Source organism: Mycobacterium sp. NGS35, from assembly GCF_059812855.1.
In genome coordinates, this window is the sequence record NZ_JCALDL010000004.1 from 253,991 (window position 1) to 275,696 (window position 21,706).

Annotated in this window: 17 protein-coding genes and 1 rRNA gene; 9 read left to right on the forward strand and 9 right to left on the reverse strand. The window is 67.1% G+C overall.

Annotation, left to right across the window (positions count from 1 at the left end):
- Position 1: 1 nt before the first annotated feature.
- From AC5Y4C_RS10375 to clpS, 3 genes are read right to left on the reverse strand one after another with little or no spacing between them, the layout of a single operon-like run.
- A complete protein-coding gene (locus AC5Y4C_RS10375; protein WP_499909272.1) occupies positions 2-1,069 on the reverse strand; it encodes a P1 family peptidase in 1,068 nt (355 codons plus the stop codon).
- The gene (gene aosR / locus AC5Y4C_RS10380; RefSeq protein ID WP_499962700.1) at positions 1,070-1,651 is read right to left on the reverse strand and encodes an oxidative stress transcriptional regulator AosR; all 582 of its coding nucleotides are present in this window, start codon (positions 1,649-1,651) and stop codon (positions 1,070-1,072) included.
- Between the two features lie 24 nt (positions 1,652-1,675).
- Positions 1,676-1,978, reverse strand: a complete 303-nt coding sequence (gene clpS, locus AC5Y4C_RS10385; protein WP_499909277.1) for an ATP-dependent Clp protease adapter ClpS — start codon at positions 1,976-1,978, stop codon at positions 1,676-1,678.
- 73 nt (positions 1,979-2,051) lie between these two features.
- Here clpS and AC5Y4C_RS10390 point away from each other — a divergent pair, with 73 nt between their 5' ends.
- The 3 genes from AC5Y4C_RS10390 to AC5Y4C_RS10400 all read left to right on the forward strand — a co-directional run bounded on the left by AC5Y4C_RS10390 (position 2,052) and on the right by AC5Y4C_RS10400 (position 6,905).
- On the forward strand, positions 2,052-3,389 hold the full coding sequence (locus AC5Y4C_RS10390; RefSeq protein ID WP_499962702.1) for a nicotinate phosphoribosyltransferase: 1,338 nt from the start codon (positions 2,052-2,054) through the stop codon (positions 3,387-3,389).
- Positions 3,386-5,356 (forward strand): ATP-dependent DNA helicase, encoded by a 1,971-nt coding sequence (locus AC5Y4C_RS10395; RefSeq protein ID WP_499962704.1) that lies wholly within the window; start codon positions 3,386-3,388, stop codon positions 5,354-5,356. The genes AC5Y4C_RS10390 and AC5Y4C_RS10395 overlap by 4 nt, the downstream gene beginning before the upstream one ends.
- 115 nt (positions 5,357-5,471) lie before the next feature.
- Positions 5,472-6,905 carry a neutral zinc metallopeptidase gene (locus tag AC5Y4C_RS10400; RefSeq protein ID WP_499962706.1) on the forward strand — a complete coding sequence of 478 codons (1,434 nt, stop codon included), beginning with the start codon at positions 5,472-5,474 and terminating at the stop codon, positions 6,903-6,905.
- Positions 6,906-6,935: 30 nt separating this feature from the next.
- Here the strand turns inward: AC5Y4C_RS10400 and glgP are convergent, their stop codons facing one another.
- Complete coding sequence (gene glgP, locus AC5Y4C_RS10405) at positions 6,936-9,527, reverse strand: alpha-glucan family phosphorylase (RefSeq protein ID WP_499962708.1); 2,592 nt, start codon at positions 9,525-9,527, stop codon at positions 6,936-6,938.
- Positions 9,528-9,694: 167 nt separating this feature from the next.
- Between glgP and AC5Y4C_RS10410 the strand changes: the two genes are divergently transcribed.
- Positions 9,695-11,767 carry an alpha-1,4-glucan--maltose-1-phosphate maltosyltransferase gene (locus tag AC5Y4C_RS10410; protein WP_499962710.1) on the forward strand — a complete coding sequence of 691 codons (2,073 nt, stop codon included), beginning with the start codon at positions 9,695-9,697 and terminating at the stop codon, positions 11,765-11,767.
- Positions 11,768-11,803: 36 nt separating this feature from the next.
- Positions 11,804-14,008: a 1,4-alpha-glucan branching protein GlgB gene (gene glgB, locus AC5Y4C_RS10415; RefSeq protein ID WP_499962712.1), complete on the forward strand. Its 2,205-nt coding sequence runs from the start codon at positions 11,804-11,806 to the stop codon at positions 14,006-14,008.
- Positions 14,009-14,033: 25 nt separating this feature from the next.
- Here the strand turns inward: glgB and AC5Y4C_RS10420 are convergent, their stop codons facing one another.
- Both AC5Y4C_RS10420 and AC5Y4C_RS10425 read right to left on the reverse strand, forming a co-directional pair.
- Positions 14,034-14,927 carry a tetratricopeptide repeat protein gene (locus tag AC5Y4C_RS10420; RefSeq protein ID WP_499962714.1) on the reverse strand — a complete coding sequence of 298 codons (894 nt, stop codon included), beginning with the start codon at positions 14,925-14,927 and terminating at the stop codon, positions 14,034-14,036.
- A gap of 127 nt (positions 14,928-15,054) precedes the next feature.
- A complete protein-coding gene (locus AC5Y4C_RS10425; RefSeq protein ID WP_499962716.1) occupies positions 15,055-16,236 on the reverse strand; it encodes an acetyl-CoA C-acetyltransferase in 1,182 nt (393 codons plus the stop codon).
- A gap of 91 nt (positions 16,237-16,327) precedes the next feature.
- On the opposite strand from AC5Y4C_RS10425, the gene mce reads away from it, so the two are divergent.
- Positions 16,328-16,792: a methylmalonyl-CoA epimerase gene (mce, locus tag AC5Y4C_RS10430; RefSeq protein WP_499909294.1), complete on the forward strand. Its 465-nt coding sequence runs from the start codon at positions 16,328-16,330 to the stop codon at positions 16,790-16,792.
- 4 nt (positions 16,793-16,796) lie between these two features.
- Here mce and AC5Y4C_RS10435 read toward each other — a convergent pair whose 3' ends face one another.
- Both AC5Y4C_RS10435 and nucS read right to left on the reverse strand, forming a co-directional pair.
- The gene (locus AC5Y4C_RS10435; RefSeq protein WP_499962718.1) at positions 16,797-17,078 is read right to left on the reverse strand and encodes an Rv1322 family protein; all 282 of its coding nucleotides are present in this window, start codon (positions 17,076-17,078) and stop codon (positions 16,797-16,799) included.
- Positions 17,078-17,749, reverse strand: a complete 672-nt coding sequence (gene nucS / locus AC5Y4C_RS10440; protein WP_499909298.1) for an endonuclease NucS — start codon at positions 17,747-17,749, stop codon at positions 17,078-17,080. The genes AC5Y4C_RS10435 and nucS overlap by 1 nt, the downstream gene beginning before the upstream one ends.
- 45 nt (positions 17,750-17,794) lie before the next feature.
- On the opposite strand from nucS, the gene AC5Y4C_RS10445 reads away from it, so the two are divergent.
- From AC5Y4C_RS10445 to AC5Y4C_RS10455, 3 genes are read left to right on the forward strand one after another with little or no spacing between them, the layout of a single operon-like run.
- Positions 17,795-19,408 (forward strand): adenylate/guanylate cyclase domain-containing protein, encoded by a 1,614-nt coding sequence (locus AC5Y4C_RS10445; protein WP_499962720.1) that lies wholly within the window; start codon positions 17,795-17,797, stop codon positions 19,406-19,408.
- 49 nt (positions 19,409-19,457) lie between these two features.
- On the forward strand, positions 19,458-20,951 hold the full coding sequence (locus AC5Y4C_RS10450) for an AlkA N-terminal domain-containing protein (RefSeq protein WP_499962722.1): 1,494 nt from the start codon (positions 19,458-19,460) through the stop codon (positions 20,949-20,951).
- Positions 20,948-21,424: a methylated-DNA--[protein]-cysteine S-methyltransferase gene (locus tag AC5Y4C_RS10455; protein WP_500008361.1), complete on the forward strand. Its 477-nt coding sequence runs from the start codon at positions 20,948-20,950 to the stop codon at positions 21,422-21,424. The genes AC5Y4C_RS10450 and AC5Y4C_RS10455 overlap by 4 nt, the downstream gene beginning before the upstream one ends.
- 123 nt (positions 21,425-21,547) lie before the next feature.
- On the opposite strand, the gene rrf is transcribed toward AC5Y4C_RS10455, so the two are convergent.
- Positions 21,548-21,661 (reverse strand): 5S ribosomal RNA (gene rrf / locus AC5Y4C_RS10460).
- Positions 21,662-21,706 lie beyond the last annotated feature (45 nt).

A 21,706-nucleotide genomic window follows, 5' to 3' on the forward strand; every position in this document is an offset into this window, starting at 1 on the left:
TTCACGTGAACGCCCCCGGCAACACGTCACGATAGGTGGGTATTCCGGCGACCGCGCTGGCGGAGGTCACCGCCCGCACCACAGCGACGGCCATGCAGTCGGCTGCGGCGGCCCCGACCGCTCCTGTCAGCTCCGCCTCGTCCGACATCGACGCGGGCAGCTTGCCGGTGGCCGGCACGTCGACCGCGCCGGTCGCCAAGGCGAATACGGCGTCGCCGTCCAACGGCGAATGCGACGGTCGGATCGCGCGCGCAAGCCCGTCGGCCGCCATGATCGCGACGCGTCGGCACGATGCCGTCGACAGCGCGGCGTCAGTGGCCACCACGCCGATCGTGCTGTTGAACGCCTTGGCGTACCGGTCGTGTTCGGCGACCAGCGCGCCGAACCCGGCCACCTGGTCCTTTGGCGGGGCCGACAGCCCCAGCTCGGCGGTCACGAAATTGGTCCACGGCAGTCCCGTCGCCGGATCGATCACATCACCGACGGAGTTGACCACGACCAGTGCGCCGACCGTGACACCCCCGTCCAGCGTGGTCGATGCTGTGCCGATCCCGCCCTTGAGCACCCCGGCGCGTGCCCCGGCACCAGCGCCCACCGAACCGACGGCCGTTTCCGCCACCGCGGCTTGTGCCGCGTAGTAGCCGAATTCGGCGGTGGGCCGGTACCGCCAATCGCCGACGACGAGGTCGTAGATCACCGCGGCCGGCACGATCGGCACCACCACGTGATCGTCGTCGTCTGCGTTCATCACGATGCCGCGGCCATGCTCCTCCAGCCAGCGCATCACCCCGTCGGCGGCAGTCAACCCGTAGGCGCTGCCCCCGGTCAGCACCACCGCGTCCACGTAGCGCACGGTGTTCGCGGGGTCGAGCAGATCGGTTTCTCGGGTGCCCGGCGCTCCGCCGCGGACCTCCACCGCGGCGACCGTGCCCGCCGGCGGCAGCACCACGGTGGTGCCGGTGGCCCAGCCGGCGCCCATCGAAGCGGCGTCGTCGATCCGGTGGTAGTGGCCGACCAGAACGCCGCCTACATCGGTGAGCGACCCCGCGCCGGTCGCGTCGGGTGCCACTCAGCGCCGCCCCATCAACGCCAGCACCAGGTATTCCTGCATCACCGTCAGCCACTGGTAGACCTCGAAATGTCCGGCCAGCGGGTGATCGTCAGGCAGCCGCTCCGGGCCGTCGGGACCGATGCCCAGCATGGTGCCCAATGCCAGCCGGATGTCGTTGACCGCGGCCACCCACGCGTTGGCGTCGTCGCGGCTCAACTCGAAGCGACCACCGTCGGCCGGCACCGTGGCCAGCATCCGCTCACCGGCCTCGCGCTTGGCCGCGATGATCGCCGGCTCGTGCAGGCTGCGCAGCGCCGCGTTCAAGCTTTCCACCGCGGCCGAGCCGGCCGGATGGTTGCTTTCCGCGCGGTAGAAATCCGGAAGCAGCCGACGCATCGTGGCGTCCTGCGGGCGCTGCGGGTTACCGGCCTTGATTCCGGTGATCTGCTCGAGTTCGTCTGCAGGAGCCGACGATTCACGCTCGTCGAGCATGTCGAGCATCGATCGCACCAAGCTGTGCAACATCGATGCCTCGTGCACGGCCAAGGCGGACCGAAAGCGTGGGCCATCGGCGGTGTCGACCCGCTTCCATTTGCGCACCGTCGGTCCGTCGCCCTGTGCCGGTCAGCGATCTCGCTGCAGGGTGGCCCACAGCCCGGCGGCGTGAAGCTTCGACACGTCGGCTTCCATCGCCTCCCTGCTGCCCGACGACACCACCGCCTTGCCTTCGTTGTGGACCTGCAGCATCAGCTTGGTGGCGTGCGGTTCGCTGTACCCGAACAGCTTCTGGAACACATAGGTCACGTAGGTCATCAGGTTGACGGGGTCGTCCCACACGATGGTGATCCACGGCGTGTCGGCGGAGTCGACGGACTCGGCACCGACGTCCTCGCGAGTTCCCGGACGGGTCCGCGCTGGCGTAACCATGCGTCAAGAATACCGACGCACACCGACAGATAATCTGTCCGGCTCAGCACCCTCGAGCCGATACGGTTACCGCATGAGCACTCCGCCGGAGCCGACCGCGCTGCTGACCGACAAGTACGAGCTGACCATGCTTTCGGCGGCGCTGCGCGACGGCACCGCGCACCGGCAGACGACGTTCGAGCTGTTCGCCCGACGGCTGCCGGAAGGCCGCCGCTACGGAGTGGTCGGCGGCACCGGCCGATTGTTGGAAGCGTTGGCCTCGTTGCGTTTTGACGACGCCGCCCTGAGCGCGGTGCAGTCGTTTCTCGACCCCGAAACCCTCGACTACCTGGCCGGCTACCGGTTCGGCGGTGACGTCGACGGTTATCGCGAAGGCGAACTCTACTTTCCTGGATCGCCCGTGCTGACCGTCCGCGGCACCTTTGCCGAATGCGTGGTGCTGGAAACGCTTGCGTTGTCGATCCTCAACCACGACACCGCAATAGCTTCTGCGGCGGCACGAATGGTGAGCGCCGCCGAAGGCCGCCCGATCATCGAGATGGGTTCCCGGCGAACGCACGAGCAAGCGGCGGTCGCCGCCGCGCGGGCAGCATACATCGCCGGTTTCGCCGGATCGTCGAATCTGGCTGCTCAACACCGCTACGGCGTGCCTGCACTGGGGACCAGCGCGCACGCGTTCACCTTGCTGCACAGCACCGCAGCCGGACCCGACGAGCGAGCGGCCTTTCGCGCTCAGGTCGACGCGCTCGGCGTCGACACCACGCTGCTCGTCGACACGTACGACATCACCGGCGGGGTGGCCAATGCGGTAGAGGTCGCCGGCACGTCGTTGGGCGGCGTTCGGATCGACTCGGGTGACCTCGGTGTGCTGGCCCGCCAAGTCCGTCGTCAGCTCGACGACCTGGGGGCCCGGCATACCCGCATCGTGGTCTCCGGAGATCTCGACGAGTTCGCGATCGCCGCGTTGCGCGCCGAGCCCGTCGACAGCTACGGCGTGGGCACGTCGTTGGTCACCGGCTCAGGAGCGCCCACCGCCCAGATGGTGTACAAGCTCGTAGAAGTCGACGGTATACCCGTCGAAAAGCGCAGCACTGCCAAGCAATCCCACGGCGGGCACAAGGAGGCGATGCGGATGGCGCGGCCCAGCGGAACCGTCGTCGAGGAAGTCGTGTATCCGGCAGGCCGGCCTCCACCGACCACCGAGCCGTGCCGGGCTGTGACGGCGCCGCTGGTTCGCAGCGGCCGACCCGTAGTCGACGACGACCTCGGTGCCGCCCGCGCGCGTGTAGCGGACGGGTTGACCAGCCTGCCGTGGGACGGTTTGAAGCTCTCCCGCGGCGAGCCGGCCATTCCCACCAGAGTTGTGATCGCCGCCGATTCGATGCGGGAGGAATCACGTCGGCTCCGGTGACAAAGCTGCTTGCCGCCGCAGTCGACGCCCTCGGCGGCAGTGAGCGGGCTGGCCAGGTCGCGATGGCTCAAGCGGTGGAGCGGGCGTTCGACACCGGGGAGCATCTTGTCGTGCAGGCCGGAACCGGCACCGGCAAGTCACTGGCGTACTTGGTGCCGGCCATCGCTCGCGCTGTCGAAACAGATTGTCCTGTCGTGGTTTCCACCGCCACTATCGCCCTGCAGCGTCAACTTGTCGAGCGCGACCTGCCCCGACTCGCCGATTCGCTGGAGGGCCTGCTTCCCCGTCGCCCGAGCTTCGCGATTCTGAAGGGACGGGGGAATTACCTGTGCCTGAACAAGATTCACAACGGCGCGGCCGAAAGCGGTGCTAACGGCGAGGACGACGCGCTGTTCACGACGACGGCCACCACGGCAATGGGCCGCGACGTACAGCGACTGACCACATGGGCATCGAGCACCGAGACGGGTGACCGCGACGAATTGAAACCCGGTGTGTCCGACCGGTCGTGGGGCCAGGTGAGCGTGTCGGCGCGAGAATGTCTGGGCGCGGCGCGCTGCCCATTCGGTACCGAATGCTTCGCCGAGAAGGCGCGGGCGGTGGCGGGGAAGGCCGATGTCGTGGTCACCAACCACGCGTTGCTTGCGATCAATGCGATCTCGGAGGCGCCGGTGCTTCCAGAACACGACGCGCTCGTCGTCGACGAGGCGCATGAACTCGTCGACAAGATGACAGCGATTGCCACCCAGGAGCTTTCGGCCACGCCGCTGACCGTTGCCGGTCGCAGGATCGCCCGGCTGGTGCCGACCGAACTCACCGAACGGTTCGACATGGCCGCGACCGCGTTGACCTCGGCGGTCCGGGACAGCGCGGCGGGGCGCATCGATCACCTCGACACCGGGCTCGCCGCGGATCTGGCCGCATTGCGCGACGCGGCCGCCGCAGCGCGTCGTGCGGTCCCGACCTCTGCCAGCGATCCGCGCGCCGCGAGCGCTCGCGCGGAGGCCATCGCCGCCCTCGACGACATCGCCGACACCTGCACCCGGATCCTGGTTTCGTTCCAGGTTCCCATTGCCGAGCGCAGCGACGTCGTCTGGCTGGCTCGCGACGACACCCGCGGGCAGGTGCAGCTGCGGGTGGCTCCGCTGTCGGTGGCGAGCCTGCTGCGCGGCGGCGTGTTCAGCGGGGCCACCACTGTGCTCACGTCGGCGACGCTGACGGCGGGCGGGTCGTTCGACGCGATCGCTGCGGACTGGGGTTTGACCGATGCCGACGTCCGCTGGCGCGGCATCGACGTGGGATCGCCTTTCCCGCATGCGCGTTCGGGCATCTTGTACGTCGCCCGCCACCTGCCGCCGCCTGGCCGGGACGGCACCGGTTCCGCAGAGCAACTGGCCGAGATCGCGGCACTGATCTCGGCCGCAGGCGGCCGCACGCTCGGACTGTTCTCGTCGATGCGCGCGGCGGCAGCGGCGGCCGAGGAGATGCGTGAGCGACTCGCCACGCCGGTGCTGTGCCAGGGTGACGACGCCACCGCAGCGCTTGTCGAGCAGTTCGCCGCCGATCCCCAAACATCCCTGTTCGGAACGCTTTCGTTATGGCAGGGCGTCGACGTACCGGGACCGTCGCTGTCCTTGGTGATCATCGACCGGATTCCGTTCCCCCGTCCCGACGACCCGTTGCTCACAGCGCGCCAGCGAGCCGTCACCGCTCGGGGCGGAAACGGGTTCATGGCCGTGGCGGCCAGTCACGCCGCGCTCCTGCTGGCACAAGGAGCGGGCCGGCTGCTGCGCCGGATCGACGACAGGGGCGTGATCGCTGTCCTCGACTCCAGGATGGCCACCGCTCGCTACGGCACCTTCCTGCGAAAGTCGTTGCCGCCGTTCTGGTTTACCACCGACCGCGATACCGCCCTGGGTGCACTGCGCCGGCTCACCGCCGAAACGCCGACGGAACGGATGTCATGACCACGTGGCTCGATGGGCGCCGGGAGCGCCGACTGGCGGCGTCGCCCGATCCGCGGCGTGTCCCTCTATCCTGACAGCTGACCAAGTCGCGACGCGACGAGCCGGAAAGGTAGCCATGAGACGACTGTCGCTCGTCGCCGCCGTTGCGGCCAGCGCCGCCCTGGCACTCGGCGGTTGTACGAACCTGCTCACCGGCAAACCGGTCTCGATCTTCGCCGACCCGTTCCGCGTCGCTGGTCTGCCCGCTACAGACGGACCATCCGGTCTGCGGCCCGACGCCGCCGCGCCCACCCGCCAGGTGGACGGCGGCAACGGCGACAGAGACGACCAATTGGCCGTGCAGGCGGTCAGCGACGTCGAACAGTTCTGGGACGGCGCATACCGTAAGCCGCTGGACGGCGTGTTTCAGCCAGCCAGCGCCGTGATTTCCTGGGATGCAACGGAATACAGCACTCGCCGGTTCTGTGGTCACGACACCTACGACTTCGTCAACGCGGTGTACTGCTGGGACGACAACACCATCGGCTGGGACCGCGGTCTGCTGCTGCCGATTCTTCGCAGGACCTTCGGTGACATTTCCGTTCCGCTGGTGCTGGGCCACGAGTACGGCCATGCGGTGCAGCGCCGGGCGCTGCTGGCCGGCCCGGCCACACCGTCGTTGGTCGCCGAACAACAGGCCGACTGTTTCGCCGGCGTGTACATGCGCTGGGTGGCGGAGGACAAATCGCCGCGGTTCACCATGAGCACCGGTGAAGGGCTCAACAGCGTTCTGGCAGCGGTGATTTCGTTGCGTGACCCGCTGCAGTCGACAAGTGCACCAGGTTCGGGCGCCGACGAGCACGGCTCGGCCTTCGAACGCATTTCGGCCTTCCAGTTCGGTTTCACCGACGGCATCGACGCATGCGCGCACATCGACAAGGACGAGGTCAAGCATCGCCGGGGCGATCTGCCGGTGGCGCTGACCCAAGACAGCACCGGCGAGTGGCCGGTCAGCGAGGATTCCGTGCACGCGATCGTCGACGCGATGACGCAGGCCTTCAACCCTGCCAGCCCGCCCACGCTGAGCTTCGACCCGTCGGACACGTGCCCCGATGCTCGGCCCAGCCCACCCGCGTCGTACTGCCCGGCGACCAACACGATCGCCGTCGATCTGCCACGGCTCGAAAAACTAGGCGCGCCAAGCGAAGAACGGGGCGGCTTCGGCTTGCCGCTGGGTGACAACACCGCATATTCGGTGGTGGTGTCGCGCTACATGGTCGCGATCCAAAAGCAGCGCGGCGTGGTTCTGGACAACGCGGCGGCCGCGTTGCGCACCGCATGCCTGACGGGCGTCGCCACCACCAAGATGTCCGAGCAGATCAACGTCGACGGGCACACCGTCCAATTGGCGGCCGGAGACCTCGACGAGGCGGTGTCCGGCATGCTCACCAACGGCCTGGCGGCCGGCGATGTCAACGGCGAGTCGGTGCCGTCGGGCTTCTCGCGGATCGACGCATTCCGCACCGGTGTGCTCGGCGACGAGAACCGCTGCTTCAAGCGGTACCCGTGACAGCCCGTCGATGCGTGGGACTGCGGCCACTCACGCCAGCGTGACCAAACCCAGCTCATTGTCCCCGGTCAACAATGCGTGGTGCGGCAGCACTCGAACGGTGTAGCCGACCGAACCTGCGACCGGCAGGGGCGTCGTGGTCGCGAAAGTGTGCTCGCCGGTGTCGGCGATGCCCGCGTGCTGCATCGGCACGCAGACCGGCTCGAGCAGCGAGTCGTCGGCGTCCACGTGGCCCAGCACCGCCTGCACGGTGACCTCGTCGGGCGACAACCCGGCCAACTCGACCGTCGCGGTCAACGTCATCTCGGACCCCAGCACCGGCGTGTCGGGCAGGCCGCTGCTGTCCACCTCGATGATCCGCACCTTCGGCCAAGCGTCGGACACCTTGCGCCGGTACTCGGCCAATCCCCGGGCGCAGGCGAACTTCTCGCCGTTCACCGGCTCGATGGTGCGATGCAGAGATTGCGCCGAGGGCGCGTAGTACTTCTCGGTGTAGTCGCGCACCATCCTCGACGCGAGCACTTTGGGACCCAGCACCTGCAGGGTGTGTCGCACCATCTCCACCCAGCGCCGAGGTATTCCCGACTCGTCGCGTTCGTAGAACTTCGGCGCCACAGTCGATTCCAGCAGGTTGTAGAGCGCGGCGGCTTCCAGGTCGTCACGGCGCTCGTCGGAGACTCCGTCGGCAGTTGGGATTTCCCAACCGTTCTCGCCGTCGTACCACTCGTCCCACCAGCCGTCGCGGATCGACAGGTTCAGCCCACCGTTCAGCGCGCTCTTCATCCCCGACGTGCCACACGCCTCGAGCGGCCGCAACGGGTTGTTCAGCCACACGTCGCAACCCCAATACAGCAGGCGCGCCATCGACATGTCGTAGTCCGGCAGGAAGGCGATCCGGTGGCGTACCGCCGGCCGGTCGGCGAATCGTACGACCTGCTGGATCAGCGCCTTGCCGCCGTCGTCCGCGGGATGCGACTTGCCTGCCACGATCAGCTGGATCGGCCGCTCCTGGTCGAGCAGAAGGCGCTCCAGGCGCTCCGGGTCACGCAGCATGAGGGTCAGCCTCTTGTAGGTGGGCACCCGACGAGCGAATCCGATCGTCAACACATTGGGATCGAAAGCCGTTGCAGTCCAGCGCAATTCGGCTTCCGGAGCTCCTCGCTCCAGCCACGACAGCCGCACCCGGCGACGGACATCGGCGACCAGGCGCTCTCGCAGCAAGCAGCGGATCGCCCAGATGCGTTCCGCGTCGAGCTGCTGCACCCGCTCGAACACCTCCGGGTCGGTCGGGCGGTCAGTGCCGATCAGTTCGCTACCGAGCTCGATACACTCGGGCGCGGCCCAGCTGTACGCGTGCACACCGTTGGTAACCGATCCGATCGGCACTTCGTCGGGGTCGAATCCGGGCCACAGCTCGTTGAACATCTGCCGGCTCACCCGGCCGTGCAGCAGTGAAACGCCGTTGGCGCGCTGCGCCAGCCGCAGCCCCATGTGCGCCATGTTGAATTTCGTCGGGTCGTCCTCGGCCCCCAGCGCGAGGATTCGGTCCAGCGGCACACCTGGCAGCAGTGCGGACTCGTTGGTGCCGTTGCCGCTGCCGAAATAGTGCTCCACCATCTCGACCGGGAAGCGATCGATGCCCGCGGGCACCGGCGTGTGCGTGGTGAACACGGTGCTGGATCGCACCACGGTCAGGGCGGTGTCGAAATCGAGCTTCTCGTCGGTCATCAACTCCCGGATCCGCTCCGCACCGAGGAATCCGGCGTGGCCTTCGTTCATGTGGAAGACCTCGGGCGCCGCGATGCCTTCGGCTGCGCTGAACGCCCGAATCGCACGCACGCCACCGACGCCGGCGAGGATCTCCTGCTTGATGCGGTGGTCCTGGTCGCCGCCATAGAGGCGATCGGTGACGCTGCGAAGATCGTGCTCGTTGTCTGGAACGTCAGAGTCCAACAGCAGCAACGGGATTCGGCCGACCTGCGCGATCCACACCCGCGCCCGCAGCTCGCGGCCGTCGGGCAGCGCCAGCGCGATGAGCACAGGCTCGCCGGATTCGGCGGTCAGCAGCCGCAAGGGCAGCCCCTGAGGATCCAGCGACGGATACGTCTCGTGCTGCCAACCGTCGGCCGTCAGCGACTGACGGAAGTACCCCGACCGGTAGTAGAGGCCCACGGCGATCAACGGCAGACCGAGATCCGACGCGGCCTTGAGGTGGTCCCCCGCGAGGATGCCCAGCCCGCCCGAGTAGTTGGGCAGCACCTCCGACACCCCGAACTCCATCGAGAAGTAGGCGATCCCCGAGGGCAGCACCGCACCGGCCGCACTTTGTTCCTGGTACCACCGGGGCCGGGTCAGATAGTCGCGCAGATCGTCGGCCAGACTGTCGAGCTGCTCGAGGAAGTGCTGGTCGACGGCGAGTTCGTCGAGCCGTTGCGGCGTCACCGCGCCCAGCAACGCCAGCGGGTCTTTTCGGCACCGTTCCCACAACGTCGGGTCGATGGCTGCGAAAAGATCCTGGGTCGGCTTGTCCCACGACCATCGCAGGTTCACCGACAGCTGCTCGAGTGCGGCCAGCCGATCGGGAAGGTGAGCACGGACTGTGAATCGACGCAGTGCCTTCACGCGGCAATACCTTACTGAGAATTCGCGGCGACGCAGTCCGTCGCACACGTCACATCACCCGACGGCGGCGTTTGGGACCGACACTACGGTGGGAACGGGACAACAAAGAAGCGACAGCCGAACCACCACCGCGGCATGCGCGTGCCGCGCCATCGAAGGAGTCTCGGGTGCCCGGTCGGATCGAAATCGATGATGTTCGGCCCGTCGTCTCGTGCGGAAGATATCCGGCCAAGGCCGTCGTCGGAGAGATCATGCCGGTCCGGGCGACCGTGTGGCGGGAGGGCCACGAGGCAGTGGCTGCCACGCTGGTGGTGCGCTATCTGGGCCGTGGCTACCCGCGGCTGGCCAAGACGGCCGACCGCAGGACGGCCGTACCCGGCGCGCATTCCGCCGGCGTGCAACGGGTCAAGCCGATCCTGCTTCCGATGTCACAGGGCAGCGAACCCGACGTCTTTCACGGTCAGTTCACGCCCGACACTGTCGGGCTGTGGACGTTCCGGGTGGACGGCTGGGGCGATCCGATCACGTCGTGGCGCCGGGCGGTCACGGCCAAACTCGACGCCGGTCAGGGCGAACCCGAGCTGTCCAACGACTTGCTGGTCGGCGCGAAGTTGTTCGAGCGGGCCGCGATGGGATTGCCGCGCAAGTTGCGCGACCCGCTGCTGGAGGCCGCGATGGCATTGCGCGCCCCCGGTGATCCGCTGACCCGGGTCGCCGCTGCGACCACCGACGAGGTCAGCGAACTGTTGGCGCAGTATCCGCTGCGCGAGTTGGTCACCCGCGGCGAGCAGTACGGAATCTGGGTCGACCGCCCGCTGGCGCGGTTCGGCTCGTGGTACGAGATGTTCCCGCGCTCCACGGGCGGCTGGGGCGCCGACGGCAAGCCGGTGCACGGCACGTTCGCCACCGCCGCGCGGGCGCTGCCGCGGATCGCGAAGATGGGTTTCGACGTGGTCTACCTGCCGCCGATCCATCCCATCGGGAAGGTGCACCGCAAGGGCCGCAACAACTCGGTCACCGCTGCACCCGGTGACGTCGGCTCGCCGTGGGCGATCGGCAGCGACGAGGGCGGCCACGATGCCGTCCACCCCGACCTCGGCACCATTGACGATTTCGACGCATTCGTCGCCGCCGCCCGCGACAACGGCCTGGAGGTGGCGCTGGATCTGGCGCTGCAGTGCGCACCGGATCACCCGTGGGCGCGCGACCACCGCGAGTGGTTCACGGTGCTGCCCGACGGCACCATCGCGTACGCCGAGAATCCGCCGAAGAAGTACCAGGACATCTATCCGCTGAATTTCGACAACGACCCCGAGGGGCTTTACCACGAGGTGCTGCGGGTGGTACGGCACTGGATTGACCACGGCGTCAAGGTCTTTCGCGTCGACAACCCCCACACCAAGCCGCCGAACTTTTGGGAATGGCTGATCGAGGAGGTCAAAAGCGTCGACCCGGACGTGCTGTTCTTGTCCGAGGCCTTCACCCGGCCGGCGCGTCTGTACGGCCTGGCCAAACTCGGCTTCACGCAGTCCTACACGTACTTCACCTGGCGCACGGCGAAGTGGGAGTTGACGGAGTTCGGCGAGGAGATTGCCCAGCACGCCGACTATGCCCGGCCCAACCTGTTCGTCAACACGCCCGACATCCTCCACGAGAGCCTGCAGCACGGCGGCCCGGGCATGTTCGCCATTCGCGCGGCGCTGGCCGCCACGATGGGCCCCACCTGGGGCGTCTACTCCGGCTATGAACTGTTCGAGCATCGACCGGTCCGCGAGGGCAGCGAAGAGTACCTCGACTCCGAGAAATACCAGCTGCGTCCGCGTGACTTCGAGGGTGCGCTGGAACGCGGCGAGTCCCTCGAACCGTTCATCACCCGCCTCAACGAGATCCGCCGCCTGCATCCCGCGCTTCACCAGCTGCGCACCATCCACTTTCACCACGTCGACAACGACGCGCTGCTGGCCTACAGCAAGTTCGACCCGTCGACCGGCGACGCGGTACTGGTGGTGGTGACGCTGAACCCGTTCGGGCCCGAAGAGGCCACGCTGTGGTTAGACCTGCCGGCGTTGGGTATGGAGTGGTACGACCGCTTCTGGGTTCGTGACGAGATCACCGGCGAGGAATACCACTGGGGCCAGGCAAATTACGTCCGTCTCGATCCGGTGAGAGCCGTCGCCCACATCTTGCACCTGCCACGGGTGCCGGAGGAGGCCCGGCTGTCGCTACTGCAGAGGAAGTGACCGTATGCCGATGAGCGCTTGCGCGAAGAGGACACGATGACGCAATCCAAGCAGCACACCGCCCATCTGGCGCCGGACAGGTCGGATTTCGACCGGATCCTCGCCGGTGAGCATCACGACCCGCATTCGGTGCTGGGCGCGCACGAGTACGGCGACCACACGGTGATCCGGGCGTACCGCCCCCATGCGGCCGAAGTCGTCGCAATCGTGGGGTCGCAGCGCTATCCGCTGCGTCACCTCGAGGGCGGACTGTTCGCGGTCGCGCTGCCGTTCGTGAACCTGATCGACTACCGGCTCGAGATCAGTTACCCCGGAGCCGACGGCCGCCTCGACGTGCACACCGTCGCGGACGGGTACCGCTTCTTGCCGACGCTCGGCGAGATCGACCTGCATCTGTTCAACGAGGGCCGCCACGAACGCCTGTGGGAGATCCTCGGCGCTCATCCCCGTACGTTCACCACCCCCGACGGCGAGGTGACGGGCGTGTCGTTCGCGGTCTGGGCGCCGAACGCCAAGGGCGTCAGCCTGATCGGCGACTTCAATCACTGGGACGGCAACGAGGCCCAGCTGCGAGTACTCGGCTCCTCGGGCGTGTGGGAATTGTTCTGGCCCGGTTTCGAAGTGGGCGGCTTGTACAAGTTCCGAGTGCACGGCGCCGACGGCGCGGTCACAGACCGGGCCGATCCGTTCGCGTTCGCCACCGAAGTGCCCCCGCACACGGCCTCAAAGGTGACCACGAGCAGCTACGAATGGCAGGACGAGGAGTGGATGGCCCGCCGCGCGGCTACCAATCCGGTGTTCGAGCCGATGAGTACATACGAGGTGCACCTGGCGTCGTGGCGCCCCGGGCTGAGCTACCGTCAGCTCGCCACTGAACTCACCGAATACGTTGTCGCTCAGGGTTTCACACACGTCGAATTGCTGCCGGTCGCCGAGCACCCGTTCGGCGGTTCCTGGGGATACCAGGTCACCTCGTATTACGCGCCGACGTCACGGCTCGGCACGCCCGACGACTTCCGGGCGCTGGTCGACGCACTGCACCAAGCCGGAATCGGCGTGATCGTGGACTGGGTGCCCGCTCACTTCCCGAAGGACGCCTGGGCGCTCGGCCGCTTCGACGGAACCCCGCTCTACGAGCATTCCGACCCACGCCGCGGCGAGCAACTCGACTGGGGCACTTACGTTTTCGACTTCGGCCGACCGGAGGTGCGTAACTTCCTGGTCGCCAATGCGCTGTACTGGCTGCAGGAGTTCCACGTCGACGGGCTGCGCGTGGACGCGGTGGCGTCGATGCTGTACCTGGACTACTCCCGTCCTGAAGGTGGTTGGACACCCAACATCTACGGCGGCCGCGAGAACCTGGAAGCCGTGCAGTTCCTCCAGGAGATGAACGCCACGGTGCACAAGCTCGCGCCGGGCATCGTCACCGTCGCGGAGGAGTCCACCTCCTGGCCAGGTGTCACGCGTCCGACAAACCTTGGTGGCCTTGGCTTTTCGATGAAGTGGAACATGGGGTGGATGAACGACACGCTCGGCTACATCAGCCGAGATCCCATCCACCGCAGCTACCACCACCATGAGATGACGTTCTCGCTGCTGTACGCGTTCAGCGAGAACTTCGTGCTGCCGATCAGCCACGACGAAGTGGTCCACGGAAAGGGCACGCTGTGGGGCCGCATGCCCGGCGACGACCACATGAAGGCCGCCGGACTCCGCAGTCTGCTGGCATACCAGTGGGCCCACCCCGGCAAGCAGTTGTTGTTCATGGGTCAGGAATTCGGCCAACGCGCAGAGTGGTCCGAAGAGCGCGGTGTGGACTGGTACCAGCTCGACGAGAACAGCTACTCCAACGGCATCCTGCGGCTGGTGCATGACATCAACACGATCTATCGCAGCCATCCGGCGCTGTGGTCACGGGACAGCAGCCCGGAGGGCTACTCGTGGATCGACGCGAACGACTCCGCCAACAACGTGCTGAGCTTTCTGCGGTTCGGCAGCGACGGCTCGATGCTGGCGTGCGTCTTCAACTTTGCGGGCACCGAGCACACCCGCTACCGGCTCGGCCTGCCGCGCGCCGGGCGGTGGCGTGAAGTGCTCAACACCGACGCGACGATCTACAACGGCGCCGGCATCGGCAACTTCGGCGCGGTCGAGGCCGACGACGAACCATGGCATGGCCGTCCCGCATCCGCGGTGATGGTGTTGCCGCCGCTGTCGGCGCTGTGGTTCGAACCCGAGTAGCTGGCGGATCGCGAAATCTGAGGATTCAGTACAGGGCGTTGGCCAGGTTGCGCCGAGCGGTGATGACCGCCGGGTCGGCAGGGTCGAACAAGTCGAAGAGCTCGACGAGCCTGGTGCGGACTTTCGCACGGTCGTCGCCCGACGTGCGCTTGACCAAGTCGATGAGCCGGTTGAACGCCGCATCGACCAACTGGTTGAGGATCTCGACGTCAGCGGCGGCGAAGGCGGCCTCGATATCGTCAGGGTTGGCGTCAGCCACCCGCGTGGCGTCGGGCCCCTGCTTGGTGGCGCGCGTCAAGAACGAGATCTGCCGGACCGCACCCTTGGCCTCCGGGTGGCCGGGATCTTTGTCGAGGATGGACTGGTAGGCGGCGAGTGCCGCGTCGAAGTTGCCCTCCTCCAGTAGCTCGCGCGCCCTGGCCAACTCCGGATCCACCTGCTCGGGCTCCGAATCGGTTGTGCCGCTGAGTTTTCCGGCCGTGGCAGCGACGAGCGAGTCGACCCACCTGCGCAACTGTTCGGGTGGCTGGCTGCCCTGGAAGCTGGAGATGGGCTGGCCGGCGGCCACTGCGACGACCGTGGGCACCGCCTGCACGCCGAAGATCTGCGCGACGCGCGGTGTGGCGTCCACGTTGACGGTGGCCAACGCCCACTTGCCGGCGTCGGAGGACGCCAGACCCGCCAACGTATCGGCGAGTTGTGCGGAGGCGTCGCTGCGCGGAGACCACAGGACCACCACGACCGGCACCTGGTTGGACCGAACCAGCACCTCTGATTCGAAGTTGGCTTCGGTGACCTCTGTCCCGGCTTGGGCGCCGGGAGCCCGGCCGGTATCGCTCTGGGTGGCTCGCTGTTTGAGGGCCGAAAGGTCAACGGCGCCCGCCATCGCGGGCGCAATGGGTGGACGGGGACGACTCACGTCGTCAAGTTTGTCACGCCGCGAGCAGCACGGTGGCGGCCGGTGGACCGGCCACACGGTCCGGTATGACGCAATTCACATGACCCGCTTTGCGGTGGCCGTGACGTCCGCGCCAGCAACGTTGGCGTCACCTCGCGCGAAGAATCAGCGCGTCACCCTGGCCGCCGGCGCCACAGAGTCCGGCGACGGCATAACCGGAGCCGCGCCGCGACAGCTCCAGCGCGGCATGCAGGGTGATCCGGGCACCTGACATCCCGATCGGGTGACCGACGGCGATCGCGCCGCCGTTGACGTTCACCTTCTCGGGATCCACCCCCAGTTCGCGGATGGAGGCCAACGCAACAGCGGCGAACGCCTCGTTGATCTCGATGACGTCGAGCTGGTCCACCGAGATGCCTTCGCGCGCGACCGCCTTCTTGATCGCATTGGCCGGCTGGGACTGCAACGTCGAGTCCGGTCCCGCGACGACTCCGTGCGCGCCAATCTCCGCCAGCCAATTGAGCCCGAGTTCCTCGGCCTTGCGCTTGTTCATCACCACGACAGCCGCGGCGCCGTCGGAGATCTGCGACGCCGAGCCGGCAGTGATGGTGCCGTCCTTGCGAAACGCCGGCTTGAGCCCGGCCAGCGATTCCGCCGTGGTGTTGGCGCGGATGCCCTCGTCCTCGGTGAACTCGATCGGATCGCCCTTACGCTGCGGAATCTTGACCGGCACCACCTCCTCGGCGAACACCCCGTCCTTCCACGCGGCCGCGGCCTTCTGGTGTGACCGGGCGGCGTACTCGTCCTGCTCGGCGCGGGTGAACCGATCGACTTCGTTGCGCTGCTCGGTGAGCGCACCCATCGGTTGATCGGTGAAGACGTCGTGCAGCCCGTCGTAAGCCATGTGATCCAGCACGGTCACGTCGCCGTACTTGTAGCCGGCGCGGCTGCCGATCAACAGGTGGGGGGCCGCGGTCATCGACTCCTGACCGCCCGCGACCACCACGTCGAACTCACCGGCCCGGATCAACTGGTCGGCCAACGCGATCGCGTCGATCCCGGACAGACACATCTTGTTGATGGTCAGCGCCGGCACGTCCCACCCGATGCCGGCCGCCACAGCCGCCTGGCGCGCAGGCATCTGCCCGGCGCCGGCAGTGAGCACCTGCCCCATGATCACGTATTCGACGAGCGACGCCGACACATTGGCCTTCTCGAGTGCGCCCTTGATCGCGATGGCGCCCAGGTCGCTTCCCGAAAAATCCTTCAGCGAACCCATCAACTTGCCGATCGGGGTGCGAGCTCCAGCAACGATGACCGACGTCGTCATAAATACCTCCAGAACTGGTGTCCGCATCCGGAAAACGGGGTAAGTATGGGCCCAAGAAGCGGAATCTATGTCGTTAGGTTACCTTGACGTTATGACCACCGAGCAGGTTGACGCCCGACCCGTCCTGGCAAGTGCGCTGGTCACAGCGATAGACCACGTCGGTATCGCCGTGGCCGATCTCGATGCCGCCATCGCCTGGTACCACGACCACCTCGGCATGATCGTCGTGCACGAAGAGGTCAACGAGGGCCAGGGAGTGCGTGAGGCGATGCTGTCCGTGCGCGCCGCCCCTGCAGGTAGCGCACAGGTGCAGCTCATGGCCCCGATCGACGACTCCTCGCCGATCGCGAAATTCCTCGACAAGCGTGGCCCGGGCCTGCAGCAGCTGGCTTACCGGGTCAGCAACCTCGATGAGCTCACCCGGCGCCTCGAAGACCAGGGCGTGCGGTTGCTGTACGACGTCCCGCGGCGCGGCACCGCCAACTCGCGGATCAACTTCATCCACCCCAAGGATGCCGGCGGCGTACTGATCGAACTCGTCGAGCCGGCCGTCTGATTCGCTAAGACCACTTGCGCGTCGGCCCGCGGGTAGCCCGGTGGGTCCAGCACGCGGTGTGCCAGTGCCGTCGATCCTCGACCCCGCCGTGGGCGTCGACCGGCCAGACCACGAGATGTGCTGTGGCCGTGAGGATTTCGTGATCACAGCCGGGACAGCGATAGACCTTTGTGGCGCGTGAGGCGGCCACGGGCCGCACCTCGTAGTCGTAGCCGTCGGGCCCGGCTTCGATCCGGCGGGCGATGGGCGGCAGCGGCCGCTTGGCTGGTGTCCGGCGCTTGGCCATCAGAACAGCCGGTATTCGTCGCTGCCCAAGCCCCGCATCTCGTCGTAATCCAATGTCACGCAACGGATTCCGCGGTCGACGGCCAAGGTTCGCGCTTGCGGCTTGATCTGCTGAGCGGCGAACACGCCGCTGACCGGGGCCAGCAGGCTGTCGCGGTTGAGTAGTTCGAGGTAGCGGGTCAGCTGTTCCACCCCGTCGATCTCGCCGCGCCGCTTGATCTCCACGGCAACCGACCGACCCTGGTCGTCGCGGCAGAGCAGGTCGACCGGACCGATGGGGGTCATGTACTCGCGGCGCACCAAGGTGTATCCCGAGCCCAGAAGCTCGATGTGCTCGGCGAGCAACTCCTGCAGGTGCGCCTCGACGCCGTCTTTCACCAGGCCGGGGTCGACGCCCAGTTCGTGTGACGAGTCGTGCTCGATGTCCTCCACCGTGATCCGCAACTGCTCACCAGCCTTGTTCTGCACCACCCAGACGGTTTCGGATCCGTCGGAGGTTTCCGTCAGCCAACACGGCGGGCTCATCCAGTTCAGCGGTTTGTAAGCGCGGTCGTCGGCGTGCACGCTGACCGATCCGTCAGCCTTGATCAGCAGCAGGCGCCGCGCGGACGGCAGATGTGCGGTGAGCCGTCCGAGGTAGTCGACAGTGCAGCGGGCGATCACGAGACGCACGCGTTCACTCTATGGCCCCGGCCCCGCCACTAGGCTGACGCCACGATGGTTGCCAAGTTGTCGGTAGGTCAGCGGCTCGGCCGGTTGGCGGAGCGCGTGACACGGCAAAGCGGCCGACTGCCGGATACCCCCGACTTCGGGACCTGGATATTAGGCCGAGCCGAAGAGAGCCCCAGACGCCGACGGGTGCGGATCCAGACCATTCTCACCGTGTTCGTGCTCAGCGCGAACCTCATCGGTATCGGCGTCGCATTACTGGTCGTCACCGTGGCGATTCCGGTGCCCAGCATCTTCACCGACGCGCCGCTGTGGCTGACCTTCGGCATCAGCCCCGCCTACATCGGGGCTGCGCTGTTCGTGGGCGTGGTATGGATGACGCGGCGCATCGTCAAGTCGCTGCGCTGGTCGATCGAGGACCGCGCACCCACACGCGAGGATCAGCGCAACGCCTTCATGGCGCCGTGGCGGCTCGCAGGCATCCATCTGGTGCTGTGGGGCATCGGAACGGCCCTGCTGACGACGCTGTACGGGCTCGTCAACACCGCTTTCATCCCCCGGTATCTGTTCGCGGTGAGTTTCAGCGGAATCGTCGTCACCGCTATCTGCTACATGTTCACCGAATTCGCGCTGCGGCCCGTCGCCGCCCAGGCGCTGGAGGCCGGCCCGCCCCCGCGCCGATTCGCTCCGCGCGTCATGGGACGGATCATGACGGGCTGGGCGCTCGGCTCCGGCGTCATCGTGCTCGGCATCGTGCTGCTGGCTGTGTTCTCCCTGTCACTGCAGAACTTGACCCAGACGCAGTTCGCCGTTGCCGTGCTGATCCTGGGCATCGTGGCGCTGCTCTTCGGCGCGCTGCTGATGTGGCTGGTCGCCTGGCTCATCGTGACGCCGGTGCGGGTGGTGCGCACAGCGCTCAAGAAGGTCGAAGAGGGCAACCTCGACTGCAACCTGGTGGTGTTCGACGGCACCGAGCTGGGCGAGTTGCAGCGCGGCTTCAACGCGATGGTGCATGGGCTGCGGGAACGGGAACGGCTGCGCGACCTGTTCGGTCGCCACGTCGGCAGGGAAGTCGCTGCCGCCGCCGAACAGCAAGAGCTCGAACTGGGCGGTGAAGTGCGCCACGTCGCAGTACTTTTCGTCGACATCATCGGGTCGACGCAGCTGGTGAGCAGCAAGCCGCCGATCGAGGTGGTGGATTTGCTCAACCGGTTCTTTGCCGTGGTGGTCGAGGAAGTCGACCGCCATCACGGTCTGCTCAACAAGTTCGAGGGCGACGCGTCGCTGGCGATTTTCGGCGCGCCTGTGCGGCTGCCCCGGCCGGAGGACGAGGCGCTCGCCACGGCCCGCGCGATTATCCGACGGTTGCGTCACGACGTACCGGAATGCCCTGCCGGTGTCGGCGTGGCGGCCGGTAAGGCGGTGGCCGGAAACGTCGGGGCCTACGAGCGCTTCGAGTACACCGTGATCGGCGATCCGGTGAACGAGGCTGCGCGGTTGTGCGAACTGGCCAAGTCGTATCCGCAGCGGCTGCTGGCGTCGGCGGTCACTGTCGAAGCGGCCAGCCACGACGAACGGCGCTGTTGGTCGGTCGACGGTGAAGTGGTGCTACGCGGGCGCGACAAGCCGACGAGGTTGGCCATCCCCGAGCCCGGACAGTGATGTCGGATTTCCGCCAGTGCTGTCGCTTGGTGCGTGTCATTGTCGATGTATGCACGACGACTTCGACCGCTGCTACCGCGCGATCCAATCCAAGGACGCTCGGTTCGACGGTTGGTTCGTCACTGCCGTTCTGACCACCAAGATCTACTGCCGGCCGAGCTGCCCGGCGCGCTCGCCGTTTGCGCGCAACGTGCGGTTCTATCCGACCGCCGCGGCCGCGCAGCGGGCCGGCTTCCGACCGTGTAAGCGCTGCCGCCCGGACGCTTCCCCGGGATCGCCGGAGTGGAATGTTCGCGGCGACGCAGTGGCAAGGGCGATGCGACTGATTGCCGACGGCACGGTGGACCGCGAGGGCGTCGCCGGATTGGCGGCCAAAGTCGGCTACACCCCCCGTCAGCTCGAGCGCGTGCTTCAAGCGGAGGTAGGCGCCGGTCCGCTGGCACTGGCCCGCGCGCAGCGCACCCAGACGGCACGGGTGCTGATCGAGACCACTGATCTGCCGTTCAGCGACGTCGCTTTCGCCGCCGGCTTCTCCAGCATCCGGCAGTTCAACGACACCATCCGCGAGGTCTGCGCTGCCACGCCCACCGATCTGCGCCGGAAGGCCGCCCGCCGGGCGGATTCCGACGCCACGGCGCATGGGGCCGGGACGGTGTCACTGCGGTTGCCGACGCGCACGCCGTTCGGGTTCGAGGGTGTGTTCGGCCACTTGGCGGCCACTGCGGTACCCGGCTGCGAGGAGGTCCGCGACGGCAGCTACCGGCGAACGTTGCGGCTGCCGTGGGGCGAGGGCATCGTCAGCCTCACCCCTGCGCCCGACCACGTTCGATGCGTATTGCGGCTGTATGACTTTCGGGATCTGGCCACGGCCATCGCGCGCTGCCGGCGGCTGCTGGACCTAGACGCCGATCCGGAGGCGGTGGTCGACTTCCTCGGTGCCGACGCCGACCTCGCCGCGCTCGTGGCCAAGCACCCCGGCCAGCGCATACCCCGCACCGTCGACGAACACGAACTCGCGGTGCGCGCGGTGATCGGCCAGCAAGTGTCCACCAAGGCAGCGCGAACGCATTGCGCGCGAATTGCGGCAAAGTACGGCACCCCGATCACCGACCCCGACGGCGCACTGACCCATACGTTCCCGTCGGTCGAACGACTGACCGCACTGCATCCGTCCGAGCTTGCGCTACCAAAGGCGCGTTCCGACAGCATCATTCGTCTGGTGCATGCGCTGGCCGCAGGTGAGGTGACGCTCGGGCCGGGTTGCGACTGGCAGCGGGCGCGACGGCAACTCCTCGAGCTGCCCGGTATCGGGCCGTGGACCACCGAAGTCGTGGCGATGCGCGCGTTGGGCGATCCCGACGCATTCCCTGTCGGCGATGGTGGAATGCGCACGGCTGCAAGACAACTCGGGCTGCCAACAGAGCCACGCGTGTTGAGCGACTACAGCAAGAGATGGCGGCCCTGGCGGTCGTATGCGGCCCAGCACATGTGGGTCACCCTCGACCACCCCGTGAACCACTGGCCACCGAAGGAGAAGACATGAGCGGCATACGTTTTCGGATCGTCGAGAGCCCAATAGGTCCGCTTACGTTGGCAGGCCGCGGCAATGCCCTGGCGCACTTGCGAATGCAGGATCAGACTCACGAGCCCAGCCGAGTCGGCTGGGAACGCGATGACGACGCCTTCCCGCAAGCCGTTGAGCAACTTGGCGCATATTTCGCCGGCGAGCTGACAGAGTTCGATCTCGAGCTGGACTTGGCGGGAACCGAATTTCAGCGTCGGGTATGGGGTGCACTGCAGACGATTCCCTACGGGCAGACTCGGTCCTACGGTGAGATTGCGCTACAGATCGGCGCACCCGGCGCGTCCCGCGCGGTAGGACTTGCCAACGGCCGCAACCCGATTGGGATCATCGTTCCGTGCCATCGGGTGATCGGTGCCAGCGGTTGCCTCACCGGCTACGGCGGCGGGCTGGACCGCAAGCGACACCTTCTGCAATTGGAGCGCAGTAGATAAGCCGCAGCCCTGACACTGTTCGACTGACGCGACGCTTGTCTGCGATCGGCGCGAGCAGACGCAAATGGTCCACGAATGCCTGTGCCCCCCAACGTAATTGGGGGGCACAGGGCTTGTGTTGGTGTTCGGCGGTGTCCTACTTTTCCACCCGGGGTGGGTAGTATCATTGGCGCTGGCAGGCTTAGCTTCCGGGTTCGGGATGGGTCCGGGCGTTTCCCTGCCGCTGTGGCCGCCGTAACTTTATTGGGTTGTGTTTTGGTGGTGGGGTGTTCCACGGCCTTT